Annotated in this window: 11 protein-coding genes; 7 read left to right on the top strand and 4 right to left on the bottom strand. The window is 68.5% G+C overall.

Features of this window, described 5'->3' with window-relative positions; translation table 11 throughout:
* Positions 1 to 5: 5 nt before the first annotated feature.
* Positions 6 to 2,780 (bottom strand): response regulator, encoded by a 2,775-nt coding sequence (locus ACTWJ5_RS24100; RefSeq protein ID WP_261747918.1) that lies wholly within the window; start codon positions 2,778 to 2,780, stop codon positions 6 to 8.
* A gap of 140 nt (positions 2,781 to 2,920) precedes the next feature.
* On the opposite strand from ACTWJ5_RS24100, the gene ACTWJ5_RS24095 reads away from it, so the two are divergent.
* Complete coding sequence (locus ACTWJ5_RS24095) at positions 2,921 to 3,631, top strand: response regulator transcription factor (RefSeq protein ID WP_074981606.1); 711 nt, start codon at positions 2,921 to 2,923, stop codon at positions 3,629 to 3,631.
* Positions 3,609 to 4,988 (top strand): HAMP domain-containing sensor histidine kinase, encoded by a 1,380-nt coding sequence (locus ACTWJ5_RS24090; protein WP_305880426.1) that lies wholly within the window; start codon positions 3,609 to 3,611, stop codon positions 4,986 to 4,988. The genes ACTWJ5_RS24095 and ACTWJ5_RS24090 overlap by 23 nt, the downstream gene beginning before the upstream one ends.
* Before the next feature lie 30 nt (positions 4,989 to 5,018).
* On the opposite strand, the gene ACTWJ5_RS24085 is transcribed toward ACTWJ5_RS24090, so the two are convergent.
* Positions 5,019 to 7,247: a TonB-dependent receptor domain-containing protein gene (locus ACTWJ5_RS24085; RefSeq protein WP_444436703.1), complete on the bottom strand. Its 2,229-nt coding sequence runs from the start codon at positions 7,245 to 7,247 to the stop codon at positions 5,019 to 5,021.
* Between the two features lie 332 nt (positions 7,248 to 7,579).
* On the opposite strand from ACTWJ5_RS24085, the gene cysM reads away from it, so the two are divergent.
* The 4 genes from cysM (at position 7,580) to mazG (ending at position 13,020) form a co-directional block, all read left to right on the top strand.
* The gene (cysM, locus tag ACTWJ5_RS24080; protein ID WP_058487256.1) at positions 7,580 to 8,479 is read left to right on the top strand and encodes a cysteine synthase CysM; all 900 of its coding nucleotides are present in this window, start codon (positions 7,580 to 7,582) and stop codon (positions 8,477 to 8,479) included.
* A gap of 1 nt (position 8,480) precedes the next feature.
* Complete coding sequence (gene rlmD / locus ACTWJ5_RS24075) at positions 8,481 to 9,845, top strand: 23S rRNA (uracil(1939)-C(5))-methyltransferase RlmD (RefSeq protein ID WP_253392265.1); 1,365 nt, start codon at positions 8,481 to 8,483, stop codon at positions 9,843 to 9,845.
* Positions 9,846 to 9,935: 90 nt separating this feature from the next.
* On the top strand, positions 9,936 to 12,194 hold the full coding sequence (gene relA / locus ACTWJ5_RS24070; protein ID WP_009616890.1) for a GTP diphosphokinase: 2,259 nt from the start codon (positions 9,936 to 9,938) through the stop codon (positions 12,192 to 12,194).
* Positions 12,187 to 13,020 (top strand): nucleoside triphosphate pyrophosphohydrolase, encoded by an 834-nt coding sequence (gene mazG / locus ACTWJ5_RS24065; protein ID WP_116423063.1) that lies wholly within the window; start codon positions 12,187 to 12,189, stop codon positions 13,018 to 13,020. Before relA ends, mazG begins: the two co-directional genes overlap by 8 nt.
* Positions 13,021 to 13,304: 284 nt before the next feature.
* On the opposite strand, the gene ACTWJ5_RS24060 is transcribed toward mazG, so the two are convergent.
* The gene (locus ACTWJ5_RS24060) at positions 13,305 to 14,237 is read right to left on the bottom strand and encodes an aspartyl/asparaginyl beta-hydroxylase domain-containing protein (RefSeq protein ID WP_256512372.1); all 933 of its coding nucleotides are present in this window, start codon (positions 14,235 to 14,237) and stop codon (positions 13,305 to 13,307) included.
* A 163-nt stretch (positions 14,238 to 14,400) separates the two neighbouring features.
* Between ACTWJ5_RS24060 and ACTWJ5_RS24055 the strand changes: the two genes are divergently transcribed.
* On the top strand, positions 14,401 to 14,940 hold the full coding sequence (locus ACTWJ5_RS24055; RefSeq protein WP_074981445.1) for a DUF2058 domain-containing protein: 540 nt from the start codon (positions 14,401 to 14,403) through the stop codon (positions 14,938 to 14,940).
* A 57-nt stretch (positions 14,941 to 14,997) separates the two neighbouring features.
* On the opposite strand, the gene ACTWJ5_RS24050 is transcribed toward ACTWJ5_RS24055, so the two are convergent.
* Positions 14,998 to 15,714 carry a DUF3108 domain-containing protein gene (locus ACTWJ5_RS24050; RefSeq protein ID WP_074981447.1) on the bottom strand — a complete coding sequence of 239 codons (717 nt, stop codon included), beginning with the start codon at positions 15,712 to 15,714 and terminating at the stop codon, positions 14,998 to 15,000.
* Positions 15,715 to 15,717 lie beyond the last annotated feature (3 nt).

Genomic DNA, 15,717 nt, shown 5'->3' with positions numbered 1-15,717 from the left:
CGGCCTCAATGGGTGTCGTGGGGCGTGCGCTGCCCGGTGTGGCTTTCGGTGGCGCGGGTCAGTTCGCCGATGGCGTGGTCCAGGTCCTCCAGCGCAGCGCCGGACTGCGGATCGTTCTGCTTGAGCAGGGTTTCCGTGCGCTGGCAGGCGGCGCGCAGTTGCGGCACGCCGCAGTAGCGGGTGGCGCCGTGCAGGCGGTGCACGCGCTCGATCAGGGTGGCGCGGTCGTTGCGCTCGCGGGCCAGGCGGATGGCCTGGCGGTCGGCGGCCAGGGAGGCGAGCAGCATGGCCAGCATGTCGGCGGCCAGGTCGGCCTTGCCGGCGGCCAGGCGCAGGCCTTCCTCGGGGTCGAGCACGGCCAGGCCGTCGGCGGCGAAGCGCGCGCCCTGGGCTGCCACGCCGCGGCCGGCCAGGGCCAGGCCGGTCCACTTGAGCACCACCTGGGCCAACTGGCGCTCGTCGATGGGCTTGGTCAGGTAGTCGTCCATGCCGCCCTGCAGCAGGGCGCGCTTCTCGTTGGCCAGGGCGTGGGCGGTGAGGGCGACGATGGGCACCGGGCTGACCTCGCGCTGGGCTTCCCAGTGGCGGATCGCCTCGGTGGCCTGGCGGCCGTCCATGCCGGGCATCTGCACGTCCATGAAGACCAGGTCGAAGCGCTCGCGCTGCACCGCTTCCACCGCGGCCAGGCCGTTGTCCACCGCGGTGACTTCCGCGCCCAGGTCGCAAAGCAGCGTCTGCACCAGCAGCAGGTTGGCCGGGTTGTCGTCGACGCACAGCAGGTGCGGCACCTGGCGTTCGGCCCGCGGCGAGGGCTTGTCCTTGCGCGCCGGGCGCAGGTGCAGGAGCTGGTCGAGGGCGTGCTGCAGCTTGCGCGTGCAGGCCGGCTTGCTCTGCACCTGGCCCTCGGGCAGCACGGCGTTGTACTGCGACTGGTCGACGGTGGGGCAGAGCACCAGGGTCTTGCAGCCCTTGAACTCGAAGTCGCGGATGGTCTGGCGCAGCACGTCCGGCTGGCTGTCGGCGAGGTTGACGCCGAGCACCGCCAGCTCGATCGGCGCGCTGCCGGCGTCGGCGGGCTTGTCCAGGGCCGCGCGCAGGGCGTCGAGGTCCTCGAACTCATGCACTTCCAGGCCGCAATCCTCCAGTTGGTGGTGCAGCGCGGCGCGCGTCAGCTCATGGGGTTCGCAGAGCGCCACGTGGTGGCCGCTGGGCGGCGCCGGCAGGTTGTCGTCGCTGTCCTCGCGGGCCTTGGGCAGGCTCAGGCTGATCCAGAATTCCGAGCCCTCGCCGGAGCTGCTGTCGACGCCTATCTCGCCGCCCATCTGCTCGATCAGGCGCTTGGAGATCACCAGCCCCAGGCCGGTGCCGCCGGCCTGCCGCGACAGCGAGTTGTCGGCCTGGCTGAAGGCCTGGAACAGCGCGCGCAGGTCGGCGTTGGTCAGGCCGATGCCGGTGTCGCGCACGCTGATGCGCAGCTGCGCGCGCTCGTCGTTCTCGTCCTCGAGCATGGCGCGCACGGCGATGGTGCCTTCGTGGGTGAACTTGATGGCGTTGCTCACCAGGTTGGTCAGCACCTGCTTCAGGCGCAGCGGGTCGCCCACCAGGTTCAGCGGGGTGTCGCGGTAGATCAGGCTGACCAGCTCCAGGCGCTTCTCGTGGGCGGCCGGGGCGAGGATGGTGAGGGTGTCCTGGACCAGTTCGCGGAGGTTGAACGGGATGTTCTCGAGGATCAGCTTGCCGGCCTCGATCTTGGAGAAGTCGAGGATCTCGCTGATGATCCCCAGCAGACTCTCGGCGGACTTCTGGATGGTGCCCAGGTAGTCCTGCTGGCGCACGGTGAGGTCGCTCTTCTGCAGCAGGTTGGTGAAGCCGATGATGCCGTTGAGCGGGGTGCGGATCTCGTGGCTCATGTTGGCCAGGAACTCGGACTTGATGCGGCTGGCCTCCAGGGCTTCCTTGCGCGCCAGGTCCAGCTCGATGTTCTGGATCTCGATGGTCTCCAGGTTCTGCCGCACGTCCTCGGTGGCCTGGTCGATGTTGTGCTGCATCTCTTCCTGGGCGCTCTGCAGGGCCTCGGCCATGCGGTTGATGCCGCCCGCCAGTTCGTCCAGCTCGTGGCTGCCCAGGGCCGGCAGGCGGGTTTCCAGGCGGCCTTCCTTGAGCTGCGCGACGCCCTGGGCGATCTGCCCCAGGGGCGCGCTGATGGCGCGGCTCATGCGCAGGGAGAGCAGGGCGGTGACCACCAGGCCGGTGACGATCAGCAGCAGGCTGGTGAACAGGCTGCGGTAGCCGCGCAGCAGGGTGCCGTGGTGCGAGAGTTCCAGCTCGACCCAACCGAGCAGGCGGTTGGCGTCCTCTTCCGGGGTGCTGGACAGGCTGCGGTGGCGGCCCAGCACCGGCAGCAGGAAGTGCGTGGTGTCCAGGCTGCTGACCAGGCTCAGGTGGCTGCCGTCGCCGCTGGGCATGGGGGTGAGGATGCTCGGCCCGGCATGCACCAGGCGCACGCGCTCGGGGTTGAGGAAGGTCACCGCGCGCACGTCGGGCTGGTCCAGGGCCTCGTTGGCGATCCGCTCCAGCAGCGGCAGGTCGCCATGGTCCAGGGCGGAGGCCGACAGCGGGGCGAGCTGTTCGGCGATCAGTTGGCCGCGCTCGATCAGTTGCACGCGCATGTCCGACAGCTGCACCCAGGTGAAGTAGCCGCCCAGCACCAGCGTCAGCAGGCTGGTGGGCAGCAGGGTGAGCAGCAGCACCCGCCCCTTGATGCCGAGATCCTTGAACACGCGCGTCCTCCCAAACGGTTTCGGGGCAGTTTAGCGGGTCGCCGGGCGGGAATCCCGAACATTGACCGCCGGACGGCTGCGCTTGCCCTGGGCAGGTGCCGTCATGAATACTTGTCGTTCGCGAATAAGTCTTGTTTGTCATGACGCCGACCGCCACCAGCCAACCCCGCCTGCTGACCATCGAGGACGACCCCACCCTGGGGGCGCACCTGCACAGTCACCTGAGCCAGCGCGGCTTCGCCGTGACCTGGTGCCGCGACGGCCGCGAGGGGCTCGACCAGGCGCTGAGCGAGGCCTTCGACCTGGTCCTGCTGGACGTCATGCTGCCCGGCTGCAGCGGCCTGGAGGCCCTGCGCCAGCTGCGCCGCGAGCAGCGCGTGCCGGTGATCCTGATGTCCGCCCTGGGCGCCGAGCAGGACCGCATCGCCGGCTTCTCCCAGGGCGCCGACGACTACCTGCCCAAGCCCTTCAGCCTGGCGGAACTGAACGTGCGCATCGACGCCATCCTCCGCCGCGTCGCCCTGGAGCGCGGCAGCCTGCTGCCGGCCGGCCCCGCGGACGCCGGGCTGCGGCTGCGCGAGGAACCCTGCGAGGTGGTCTGGGAAGGCCAGACCGCGGCGCTCACCGCCACCGAGCAGCGCCTGCTGGAAACCTTCCTCGGCAACGTCGACGAGACACTGAGCAAGCCGTTCCTCTACCAGCACGTGCTGAACCGTGGCTACACCGCCCACGACCGTGGCCTGGACATGCACGTCAGCCACCTGCGCCGCAAGCTGCAGTCCATCGGTTATGCGCGCCATCAACTGCGCGCGGTCTGGGGCAAGGGCTATGTTTTCGCTAGCGCCGAGTGAGCGGCGCGTCCGCCAGGTACTGCCCAGCCGCCATTCGCTGTTCTGGCGCCTGGCGGTGCCGGTGGTGCTGCTCTGCCTGGTGCTGATCTGGCTGTCCTGGACCTGGGGCCGCCAGGTCGAGCGCCGCGGCTATTTCCTCGATACCCAGGCCCAGGCCGTGCTCCGCGGTTACGCGGCCGACCTGGAACGGGCCTGGAACGCCGGCGGCGAGGCCGCGGTGGACGACTGGCTGGCACGCATGCGGGCCAGCGAGCAGACCTGGATGGTGGCGCTGGACGGCCGCCTGCAGCCCCTGGGCAGCCAGCCGCTGAGCATCGAGGAGGCCACGCGCCTGACCTTCCAGCGCGGCCTCGACTGGCCGGTGAGCGAGCGCAGCCGGAGCCTGCCCTACATCGGCATTCCCTTCCCCGAGCACCCCGCCGACGGTCGCCTGGTGCTGCAGCTGCCGCAACGCTTCAAGCCCGCCGGCTACTCCACGCTGGCGCGGATCTTCACCCATGGGGTGGTGCCCGCCGCGCTGGCGCTGCTGCTGTGCGGGCTGCTCTACCGCCAACTGATCCACCCGCTGGCGCGCCTGCGCGAGCACGCCAACGCGCTGCGCGCCGACGACCTGGGCTCGGGCGCCGCCCGCGAGGTCAGCGTCCGCCGCGACGAGCTGGGCGAGCTGGGCCGCGCCTTCGACCACATGGCCCAGCGCCTGAGCGGCCACGTGGAGTTCCAGCGCCAGTTGCTGCGCGACCTGTCCCACGAGCTGCGCACGCCGCTCAGCCGCCTGCGCGTCGCCGCCGAGAGCGCGGCGGCCGAGGACCCGCTGCGCCTGCGCCTGGAGCGCGAGGTGGAAGTCATGCAGCGGCTGGTGGCCAACACCCTGGAACTGGCCTGGATGGACACCGAGCGGCCGCGCCTGCCGCTGGAGGACGTCGCCATCCTGCCGTTGTGGGAACTGCTGGTGGAGGACGCCGGCTTCGAGTCCGGCTGGGCGCCTTCGTGCTTCCACTGCGAGGTGCCGGCGGACTGCGTCGTCCGCGGCCACCTCAATGGCCTGGCGCAGGCCCTGGAGAACCTGCTGCGCAACGCCATCCGGCATTCCCCGGAGGGCGGCTGCGTCCGCCTGCTCGGCCAGCGCGAAGGCGACTACTGGCACCTCTGCCTGGCCGACCAGGGGCCGGGGGTGGAGGCCGCCGACCTGGAGCGCATCTTCCTGCCCTTCACCCGCCTTTCCGCGGCGCGTTCCGGCGAGGGCTTCGGCCTGGGCCTGAGCATCGCCCGCAGCGCCATCCGCCTGCAGGGCGGCGAACTCTGGGCCGAGCGCGGCAACCCCGGCCTGCGCATGCACCTGCGCCTGCCGGCCGCCTGACGCCGTACGGCGCCAGGCGACCGGCGGCGGTCAGAACTCCATCACCGCCGACAGCCACAGCCGGCGCCCTTCCTCCAGGGTGCCGGTGGTCCCCGCGCCGCCCTGGATGTAGTGCGAGGCCCAGCCCGTGGTGCCGTTGGCGGCGGTGTAGGAGTCGCCGCCGAGGAAGTCCTTGTCGAACAGGTTGTACAGGGTGGCGTTCAGCGTCAGGTTGGGCGTGGCCTTGAACGAGCCGCCGAGGTGGAACACCTGGTAGGCGTCGAGGTCGCCCAACTGGTCGGCGATGGCCTGGTTGGTCGCGTTGAGGTTGGCGTAGCGCGCGGTGAAGCGCGCCCGCTCGCCGTGGTACTCGCCCTTCAGCCAGAGCTTCAGGCGCTCGCTGGCCTGCCAGTCCAGGCGCAGGTTGGCCATGTGCCGCGGGGTGTTGGTCAGCGGGGCGCCCTTGTCGTCGCCGCTGAGCTGCTCGCTGTCGGTGTAGGTGTAGTTCAGCGAGGCGCTCAGGGCCGGGGCGAAGGCCCAGCGTCCGGCCAGCTCCACGCCCTGGGTGCGGGCCTTGCCGATGTTCACCTGCTGGGCGAAGTTCTCCTGCAGGAAGCCGCTGCCCATGTCGATGCAGCCGGACTGGTTCGGCGCGTCCGGCCAGTTGCAGTTGGGGATCGGGGTGCCGCTGTCGATCTTGTCCTTGAAGCGGGTGTGGAACAGCGTGAGGTTGGCGTTGAAGTCGGCGAGGTTGTCGTAGTAGACGCCGAACTCGGTGTTGGTGCTGGTTTCCGGGTCCAGGTCGGGGCTGCCGAGGGTGAGCAGCTGGCCCTGGCCGCTGACGCCGTTGATGCCGTCGTGCAACTGGTTCAGCGTCGGCGTCTTGTAGCCCTGGCTGACGCCGCCCTTGAGCGTCCAGCTGTCGGTGGTGTTCCACACCAGGTAGGCGCGCGGGCTGAAGTGCCCGCCGAAGGCCTCGTGGTCCTCGTAGCGGCCGCCGAGGGTCAGCGCCAGGTCCTGGCGCAGGCGCCACTCGTCCTCGGCGAACAGCGCCCAGGAGCTCTGCCGGAAGTCCTCGGCGGCGATGCCGTCCTCGACCTTCGCGTCCCAGTACTGGCCGCCGAGGGTGAACATGTGCGCGTCGCCCAGGGGCATCACCAGCTTGCTGTCCAGCACCAGGTCGGTGGACTTGAGGGTGCGGTCGTCGCCGCCGACGATCGACGGGTAGCCGCTGTAGGGCCGCCCGACGGTGCCGGGGATGGTGCGCCCGATGGTCTCGGTGGTGCTGTGCGTCAGGCTGCTGTCCAGGGTGCCGAAGCCCAGGCGGCCGGTGTGGGAGAGGGCGAACTGGTCGCGCTCGAAGCGCAGTTCGTCCTTGTAGCCATTGGCGCGTGTCGGCGCGTCGCGGCTGCAACCGTCGGTGGCGCTGCCGCCGGCCTTGCCGTCGAGGCTGCCCAACTGGCAGTCGTCGTTGTTGTACACCTGGCGGCCGCGCTCGAAGTCCAGGGAGATGTCGTGCTCGGCGTTGGGGGTGAAGGTCAGGCGGCTGCCGATGTTGTAGTTCTGGCCTTCCACCGGGGAGGCGCCGCGGCGGCTGACGGTGGCGCCGTCGTCGAAGCTCAGGTCCGAGGCGCTGCGGTCGAAGAAGCTGCCGCGCAGGTTCAGGCCGAGCCGGTCGGCCACCAGCGGGCCGCTGGCGTAGAGGCTGGTGCCGCTGCTGTCGCCGTAGTCGCGGTGCTCCTGGATGGTGTGGTCGAGGCTGAGGCTGGCGCCCCATTCGCGGGCCACCTTGCGGGTGATGATGTTGACCACCCCGCCCATGGCATCGGAGCCGTAGAGGGTGGACATGGGGCCACGGATCACCTCGATGCGCTCGATGGCCGAGAGCGGCGGCATGAAGCTGGTGGAGGTCTCGCCGAAACCGTTGGGGGTGATGTTGCCGGCGCTGTTCTGCCGGCGGCCGTCGATCAGCACCAGGGTGTAGTCGCTGGGCAGGCCGCGGATGCTGATGTTCAGGCCGCCGGTCTTGCCGGTGCTCTGGCCGATGTCGACGCCTTCGACGTCTTCCAGGGCCTCGGCCAGGTTGCTGTAGCGCTTCTCTTGCAGTTCCTCGCGGGTCAGCACGCTGATGCTGGCTGGCGCCTCGGTGACTTTCTGTTCGTAGCCGGCGGCGGTGACCACGGTGTCGCCCAGGCTCAGGGTGTCGTTGCCCTGGGCCTGGCCGGCCATGGCCAGGGCGATGGCGCCGGCCAGGGAAGTGCGGGAAAGAGGAATGGACATCGGTAGGCTCCTGACTGCTCGTGATGGCGGCGGAGCCTGTGGTTAACGCAAATCATTTTCATCTTCGAGGAAGTTACCGCATATGTCGGCAGGGGCCTCCAATCGCACCGCAGCCCCCGGCCCATGGGCGCTGGAACCCATCGGAGCTGTGTTTGAATTGCGGAGATTTCCTACTCGGATATTCCTGCGTCCGAGTAAGGATTCCTCGGCCGCAGAGCAGGGGCGGGCGCTGCCGCCGATGCCACTCGCTGCGCTTGCCGATATGGCCGGCGACGGTTTACCGGTATCATAGGCCGCTATTCAGATTGGCCTTGCTGACGACGAGCGACTCCATGACCGTGCAGTACCCCACCATCGCCGAGTGCATCGGCAATACTCCGCTGGTGCGCCTGCAGCGCCTGCCCGGGGAAACCTCCAACACCCTGCTGGTGAAACTCGAAGGCAACAACCCGGCCGGCTCCGTGAAGGACCGCCCGGCGTTGTCGATGATCACCCGCGCGGAGCTGCGTGGCGACATCCACCCCGGCGACACCCTGATCGAGGCCACCTCCGGCAACACCGGCATCGCCCTGGCCATGGCCGCGGCGATCAAGGGCTACCGCATGATCCTGATCATGCCGGACAACTCCACCGCCGAACGCAAGGCGGCCATGACCGCCTACGGCGCCGAGCTGATCCTGGTGAGCAAGGAGCAGGGCATGGAAGGCGCCCGCGACCTGGCCGACCAGATGCAGCGCGAAGGCAAGGGCAAGGTGCTGGACCAGTTCGCCAACGGCGACAACCCGGTGGCCCACTACCAGGGCACTGGCCCGGAGATCTGGCGCCAGACCAACGGCGAGATCACCCACTTCGTCAGCTCCATGGGCACCACCGGCACCATCATGGGCGTGTCGCGCTACCTCAAGGAGCAGAACCCGGCGGTGCAGATCGTCGGCCTGCAGCCGATGGAAGGCTCGTCCATCCCCGGCATCCGCCGCTGGCCGCAGGAATACCTGCCGAAAATCTTCGACGCCAGCCGCGTCGACCGCGTGGTGGACATGCACCAGAGCGAGGCCGAAGACGTGATGCGCCGCCTGGCCCGCGAGGAAGGCATCTTCTGCGGCGTGTCCTCCGGCGGTGCGGTGGCGGCCATGCTGCGCCTGTCCCGCGAACTGGAGAACGCGGTGCTGGTGGCGATCATCTGCGACCGCGGCGACCGCTACCTGTCCTCCGGAATCTACGACCCCAGCTGACATGGCCAAGCACAGAAGCGGCCTGCGCTTCCAGCCCAGCGGCGGCGCCCGCAACGCCGGCGTGCCGGTGGGCAAGAAGCAGCGCCTGCGCATCGAGCGCCTGGCCCATGACGGCCGCGGCATCGCGCACCTGGAAGGGCGCACCTGGTTCGTCGCCGGCGCGCTGCCCGGGGAAGAGGTCGAGGCCCGCGTGCTGGCCGCGCGCAGCCAGGTGGTGGACGCCCGCGGCGAACGCATCCTGGCCGCCGCGCCGGAGCGCCGCGCCGAACCCTGCACGGTAGCCGGCAAGTGCGGTGGCTGTACCCTGCAGCACCTGCCACACGCCGGACAATTGGCGCTCAAGCAGCGCACCCTGGCCGAGCAGCTGCAGCGCTTCGGCGACATCGTCCCGGAAGAGTGGGCAGCGCCCCTGGCCGGCCCCGAATTCGGTTACCGCCGCCGGGCCCGCATCGCCGTGCGCTGGGATGCCAAGGCCGAGCGTCTGGAAGTGGGGTTCCGCGCCGCCGTCAGCCAGGCCATCGTCGCCTTCGACGACTGCCTGGTGCTGGTGCCCGAACTGCAGGTGCTGGCCCGCGCGTTGCCGGGGCTGCTGCAGGGCTTCCAGCGGCCGCGGGCCATCGGCCACGTCGAACTGTTCCACGGCACCGCCTGCGCCTTGCTGCTGCGCCACACCGAACCTCTGCCCGCCGCCGACCTCGAACGCCTCCGGGCCTTCTGTTCGGCACGGGATGTGCAGCTGTGGCTGCAGGGCGACGGCGAACCGACGCCGGCCGACGGCGAAGAGCGCCTGGGCTACCGCCTGGACGCCTGGGACCTGACCCTGGCCTACCGGCCGGGGGACTTCGTCCAAGTCAACGAGCCGGTCAACGCGGCCATGGTCGCGCAGGCTCTCGACTGGTTGGCCCCCGCACCAGCGGAACGGGTGCTAGACCTGTTCTGTGGCCTGGGCAATTTCGCCCTGCCGCTGGCCCGAAGCGCCGCCTGCGTGGTGGGCGTGGAAGGCGTGGAAAGCATGGTCGCGCGCGCCGCGGCCAACGCCCGGGCCAATGGCCTGGACAACGCCGTGTTCCACCAGGCCGACCTGGCGCAGCCGCTGTCCGCGGCGCGCTGGTTCGCCGGGGACGCGGCCAAGGGATTTTCCGCCGTGCTGCTCGACCCGCCGCGTGACGGCGCGCTCGAGATGGCACGGGGCATGCGCGCCCTGGGCGCCGAGCGGGTACTCTATGTGTCCTGCAATCCGGCGACCCTGGCGCGCGACGCCGGCGAACTGGCCCGTCAGGGCTATCGCCTGAAGCGTGCCGGAATCCTCGACATGTTCCCGCAGACGGCGCATGTGGAGGCGATGGCTCTGTTCGAGGCAGGTTAGGACGACCTGCGCAATCCGACCGGCCCACGCCAGAAAGGCCGGCGCAGTCGAGCGGTGTGCCACGGCACACCGTGGGGAAGGGTAGACAAGATGGTACAGGTGAGAGCGCACCAGCCGGTCAACACCGACGGCAGCATCAACCTCGAGGCCTGGCTGGACCACGTCCAGACCCTGGTCCCGGTGCTGGATCGCAAGGTCCTGCTGGAGGCCTGCGAGTTCGCCCGCGAGGCCGAGAACAAGGCGGTCAGCCAGGTGGAAGCCGCCTGGGCCGATGGCACTTCGAGCTTCCAGACCGGCCTTGAGATCGCCGAGATCCTCGCCGACCTCAAGCTCGACCAGGAGTCGCTGGTGGCCGCGGTGATCTACCGCGGCGTCCGCGAGGGCAAGGTCAAGCTGGAGGAAGTGCAGCAGCGCTTCGGCCCGGTGGTGGCCAAGCTGATCGAGGGCGTGCTGCGCATGGCGGCGATCAGCGCCAGCCTCAACCCGCGGCAGTCCATGGTGCTCGGCACCCAGGCGCAGATCGAGAACCTGCGCAAGATGCTGGTGGCCATGGTCGACGACGTGCGCGTCGCGCTGATCAAGCTGGCCGAGCGCACCTGCGCCATCCGCGCGGTGAAGAACGCCGACGAGGAGAAGCGCATGCGCGTCGCCCGCGAGGTGTTCGACATCTACGCGCCGCTGGCGCACCGCCTGGGCATCGGCCACATCAAGTGGGAGCTGGAGGACCTGTCCTTCCGCTACCTGGAGCCCGACCAGTACAAGCAGATCGCCAAGCTGCTGCACGAGCGCCGCCTGGACCGCGAGCAGTACATCGCCACCGTGATGCAGCAGCTCAAGGACGCCCTGGCCGCCACCGGCATCAAGGCCGACCTGTCCGGCCGCGCCAAGCACATCTACTCGATCTGGAGGAAGATGCAGCGCAAGGGCCTGGACTTCAGCCAGATCTACGACGTGCGCGCGGTGCGCGTGCTGGTCCCGGAGATGCGCGACTGCTACACCGCGCTGGGCATCGTGCACACCCTGTGGCGGCACATTCCCAAGGAATTCGACGACTACATCGCCAACCCCAAGGAGAACGGCTACCGCTCGCTGCACACCGCGGTGATCGGCCCCGAGGGCAAGGTACTGGAAGTGCAGATCCGCACCCACGCCATGCACGAGGAAGCCGAACTGGGCGTGTGCGCGCACTGGCGCTACAAGGGCACCGACGTCAAGTCCGGCTCCAACCACTACGAGGAGAAGATCTCCTGGCTGCGCCAGGTCCTGGAGTGGCACGAGGAACTGGGCGACATCGGCGGCCTGGCCGAACAGCTGCGGGTGGACATCGAGCCGGACCGGGTGTACGTGTTCACCCCCGACGGCCACGCCATCGACCTGCCCAAGGGCTCCACGCCGCTGGACTTCGCCTACCGCGTGCACACCGAGGTGGGCCACAACTGCCGCGGCGCCAAGATCAACGGGCGCATCGTGCCGCTGAACTACAGCCTGCAGACCGGCGAGCAGGTGGAGATCATCACCGGCAAGCACAGCGGCCCGAGCCGCGACTGGCTGAACCAGAACCTCGGCTACGTCACCACCTCGCGGGCGCGGGCGAAGATCGTCCACTGGTTCAAGCTGCAGGCCCGCGACCAGAACGTCGCCGCCGGCAAGGCCATGCTCGAACGCGAACTGGGGCGCCTGGCGCTGCCGCCGGTGGACTTCGAGAAGCTGGCCGAGAAGGCCAACTACAAGACCGGCGAGGACCTGTTCGCGGCCCTAGGCGCCGGCGACCTGCGCCTGGCCCACGTGGTCAACTACGCCCAGGCGCTGGTGGAGCCGGAGCGCGGCAACGAGCAGCTCGAACTCATCCCGCGCAAGCCCAGCCGCCTCGGCCACGGCAAGCGCGGCGACATCCAGATCCAGGGCGTGGGCAACCTGCTGACGCAGATGGCCGGCTGCTGCCAGCCACTGCCGGGCGACCCGATCGTCGGCTACATCACCCTCGGCCGCGGCGTCACCATCCACCGCCAGGATTGCGCCACCGTGCTGCAACTGGCCGGCCGCGAGCCGGAGCGGATGATCCAGGTGAGCTGGGGCCCGGTGCCGGTGCAGACCTACCCGGTGGACATCGTCATCCGCGCCTACGACCGCTCCGGCCTGCTGCGCGACGTGTCCCAGGTGCTGCTCAACGAGCGCATCAACGTGCTGGCGGTGAACACCCGCTCGGACAAGGACGACAACACCGCGACCATGCGCCTGACCATCGAGATCCCCGGCCTGGATTCCCTGGGCCGCCTGCTGGCGCGTATCTCGCAACTGCCCAACATCATCGAGGCGCGGCGCGACCGCGCGGGTGGCAAGGATGTATAAGCTCGACGACCTGCTGTACCTCATGGCGCGCCTGCGCGACCCGCAGCACGGCTGCCCTTGGGACCTCAAGCAGGACTACGCGAGCATCGCCCCCTACACCATCGAGGAGGCCTACGAGGTCGCCGACGCCATCGAGCGCGGCGACTTCGACCACCTGCGCGAGGAGGCCGGCGACCTGTTGTTCCAGGTGGTCTACTACGCCCAACTGGCCCGCGAGGAGCAGCGCTTCGACTTCGACGAGGTGGTCCACGGCATCACCGCCAAGCTGGTCCGCCGCCATCCCCATGTGTTCCCCGACGGCGACCTGTACGGCGCGCCCGACGCGGCGAAGCTGGCGGAAGCGGCGGTGAAGCAGCGCTGGGAAGAACTCAAGGCCGAGGAACGCGCGGCCAAGGCCGCCGAGCCAGTGCAACTGTCGCTGCTGGACGACGTGCCGGTGGCGCTGCCGGCCCTCAGCCGCGCGGCCAAGCTGCAGAAGCGCGCAGCCCAGGTCGGCTTCGACTGGCCGGAAGCCCTGCCGGTGGTGGACAAGCTGCGCGAAGAGCTGGACGAAGTGCTGGAAGCCATGGCCGACGGCGATGCCGAAGCCCAGGCGGAAGAGGTCGGCGACCTGCTGTTCGTGGTGGTCAACCTGGCCCGGCACTTGAAGGTCGACCCGGAAACCGCCCTGCGTGCGGCGAATGGCAAGTTCGAAAGGCGCTTCCGCTACATCGAGACCGCCCTGCGCGACCAGGGCCGCAAGGCCGAGGAGTGCGGCCTGGAAGAGCTGGACGCGCTGTGGGGCGAGGCTAAGCGGGAGGAGAAGAATCCGCTGGGGTGTGGTTAGTTTCGCCGGTGTTACGAAAAAAGCCCCGCAGTGCGGGGCTTTTTCATGGGCTGGCTCTTTGTAGGAGCGAGCTTGCTCGCGAATGGGGTTTGCCGGTGGCTGCGGTGTTGGGGGTGAGAGCGCCCTCTCCCCAGCCCTCTCCCTGAAGGGAGAGGGGGCTGTTCGGAGTGGGTGGTGAGTTTGGAGTCGTCCTGAAACGCTTAACTCCACCTCGTCATTCCCGCGAACGCGGGAACCCAGTGGCTGCTGGGTTCGCGAGCAAGCTCGCTCCTACGAAAAGCGCATCATCCAAACATCCAGCGAATCAGCAACACCAGCAACAGCACCGCCAGAATCGGCCGACCGATGCGGTAGGCCTTGGGATAGCGCCGCTTGAACTTCTTCACCTGCCCACCTACTCCGTTGCCGATACGAATCAGCACCGAGTAGGCCTGGTTGATCCCGCCGACGCGCTCGCCCTCGACGTTCTGCGGCGCGGTGGCGCGGCCGAGGAAGGCGCTGACGCGGCGGTTGATGCGCGTCAGCAGCGGCGACTTGAGCGGACGCTCGACGTCGCAGAAGAGGATCAGGCGCGATTCGTCCGTCTCGTTCTTCACCCAGTGCACGAAGGTCTCGTCGAACATCACGTCCTCGCCGTCGCGCCAGGCGTAGGGCTGGCCGTCGACGAAGATGCGGCAACTGTCCGAGTTCGGCGTGGCCAGGCCCAGGTGGTAGCGCAGGGAGCCGGCATAGGGGTCGCGGTGCTTGTTCAGGTGGCTGTTCGGCGGCAGGCGGGTGAACATCGCGCCCTTGACGTTGGGGATGCTGCTGACCAGCTCCACGGTCTTCGGGCACAGTCGCTGCGCGGAGGGCAGGGGACCGTCGTACCAGGTCAGGTAGAAACGCGTCCAGCCCTTCTTGAAGAAGGAGCCGAAACCCGCCTCGTTGTTGTTCAGGGCGTCGCGGATGTAGCCCTCGTCGAACAGCTGCTCGGCTTCCTCGCGGATCATCTGCCAGTTGTCGCGCAGCTTGTCGAGTTCCGGGAAGCGCTCACGGTCCAGGTAGGGCTTGGAGGGTACGCTGGAGTTCAGGTACATCAGCGAGTTGTACGGAGCGAACCAGGCCGAGTGGTTGACCACCTGGCGCAGGAACGGCAGGCGTACCTTGCCGCGCAGGTGCACGTAGAGAATGGCGATGAGGAAGATGGCGAGGATCGCGAGGACGAGGAGCTTGATCATGGGATGGCGAGTCCGCCCTGTTTGGCTGAAAAACGGCCGGCCACTTGCGCAACGCCGACACAGGCCCGAGGATTATACCCTCAGCGCGCGTCGCCGCTGAATTTTCCGCCACGTCAGAATTGTCCTGCGTCATATTCGCAGGCTGTCGGAGAGTCGTTAGCCAATGAGCATGTCATTGCGTGACCAGCTGCTGAAAGCCGGGCTGGTCAACGAAAAGCAGGCCAAGCAGGCCAGCAAGCAGAAGCAGAAACAGCAGCGCCTGGAGCACAAGGGCCAGGCCGAGAAGGACGACAGCCAGCGCCAGGCCGCGTTGCAGGCCCAGGCCGAGAAGCAGGCCCGAGACCAGGAGCTGAACCGCCAGCAGCAGGAGAAATCCGAGAAGAAGGCCCGCGCCGCGCAGATCAAGCAACTGATCGAAGGCACCCGCCTGCCCAGGATGGAGGGCGACGACTACTACAACTTCGTCGACGCCAAGAAGGTCAAGCGCATCGCGGTGAACGCCCTGATCCGCGACAAGCTCAGCCGCGGCAGCCTGGCCATCGTCAGCTACGACGGGCGCTACGAGATAGTCCCGCGCGATGCCGCGCTGCGCATCCAGGAGCGCGACGAGCGCCGCGTGGTGCTGCTCAACGAGCCCAGCGGCGAGCCGGATGATGATGATCCGTACAAGGACTACGTGGTGCCCGACGACCTCATGTGGTGACACTTGCGGAAACGAAAAAGCCGGGCAAATGCCCGGTTTTTTTCATGCTGCCCGAGGTTACGAGCCCTTGACCTGCTTGCCGTCGACGGTGCCGGCCTTGAGCATGATCTGGTACTCCTTGCCGTCGGTCTCCTGCTGGTACAGGCGCACGAGCAGGTAGTCCCAGTCCTTGGCGAACCAGAGGACGGTCTTGCGGTTGCTCTTGGTCGGGTCGCGCACGCGCTCGACCTTGATGGCGTCGATCTGGCCGGCCTGGGTGGCGACCTTCTCCTCGCCGAGCACGCGGAAGTCGTAGGTATCGGTGTCGGTACCCTCGATCACCTGGTAGCTCATGCTTTTCTTGCCGACGGCGACGTCGTGCTGCAGCACCAGCTGGTAGGTGGACTTGTCGAGCTGGCCGCGGTTCAGCGGCAGGTGCACGGCGTCGCCGCGGTCGCTGCCGGTGACCTGTTTCTGCGCCCAGTTGAACTGCAGGTCGGTGGACTTGTTCTTGCCCAGGCCCTCGCGGGCCCAGTGGTAGGTCTGCGGCAGGTAGGTATCGCCTTCGACCTTGAAGGAACTGCTCTCCTTCAGGCTGGCGAGCAGCATGGAGGCCTGGAAGTCGAGTTCCCAGTTGCCGCCGTCGCCTTGCTTGAGGCTGCGGGACGCGGTCCCGCTCAGCGGCATCTGCTTCCAGTCCGCGGTGTAGCTGGCCTCGAACGGCTTGATCTGGAACGAGGCGGCATACGCCGGCAACGTCAGCAGGGCCATCAGGAACAGCAGGACTCTACGCATCGC

The sequence above is a fragment of the Pseudomonas sp. A6 genome (genome assembly GCF_052367875.1).
GTDB lineage: Bacteria > Pseudomonadota > Gammaproteobacteria > Pseudomonadales > Pseudomonadaceae > Pseudomonas > Pseudomonas citronellolis.
Note: the sequence above shows the minus strand (reverse complement) of the source record. Positions and strands in the feature narration are given on the sequence as shown.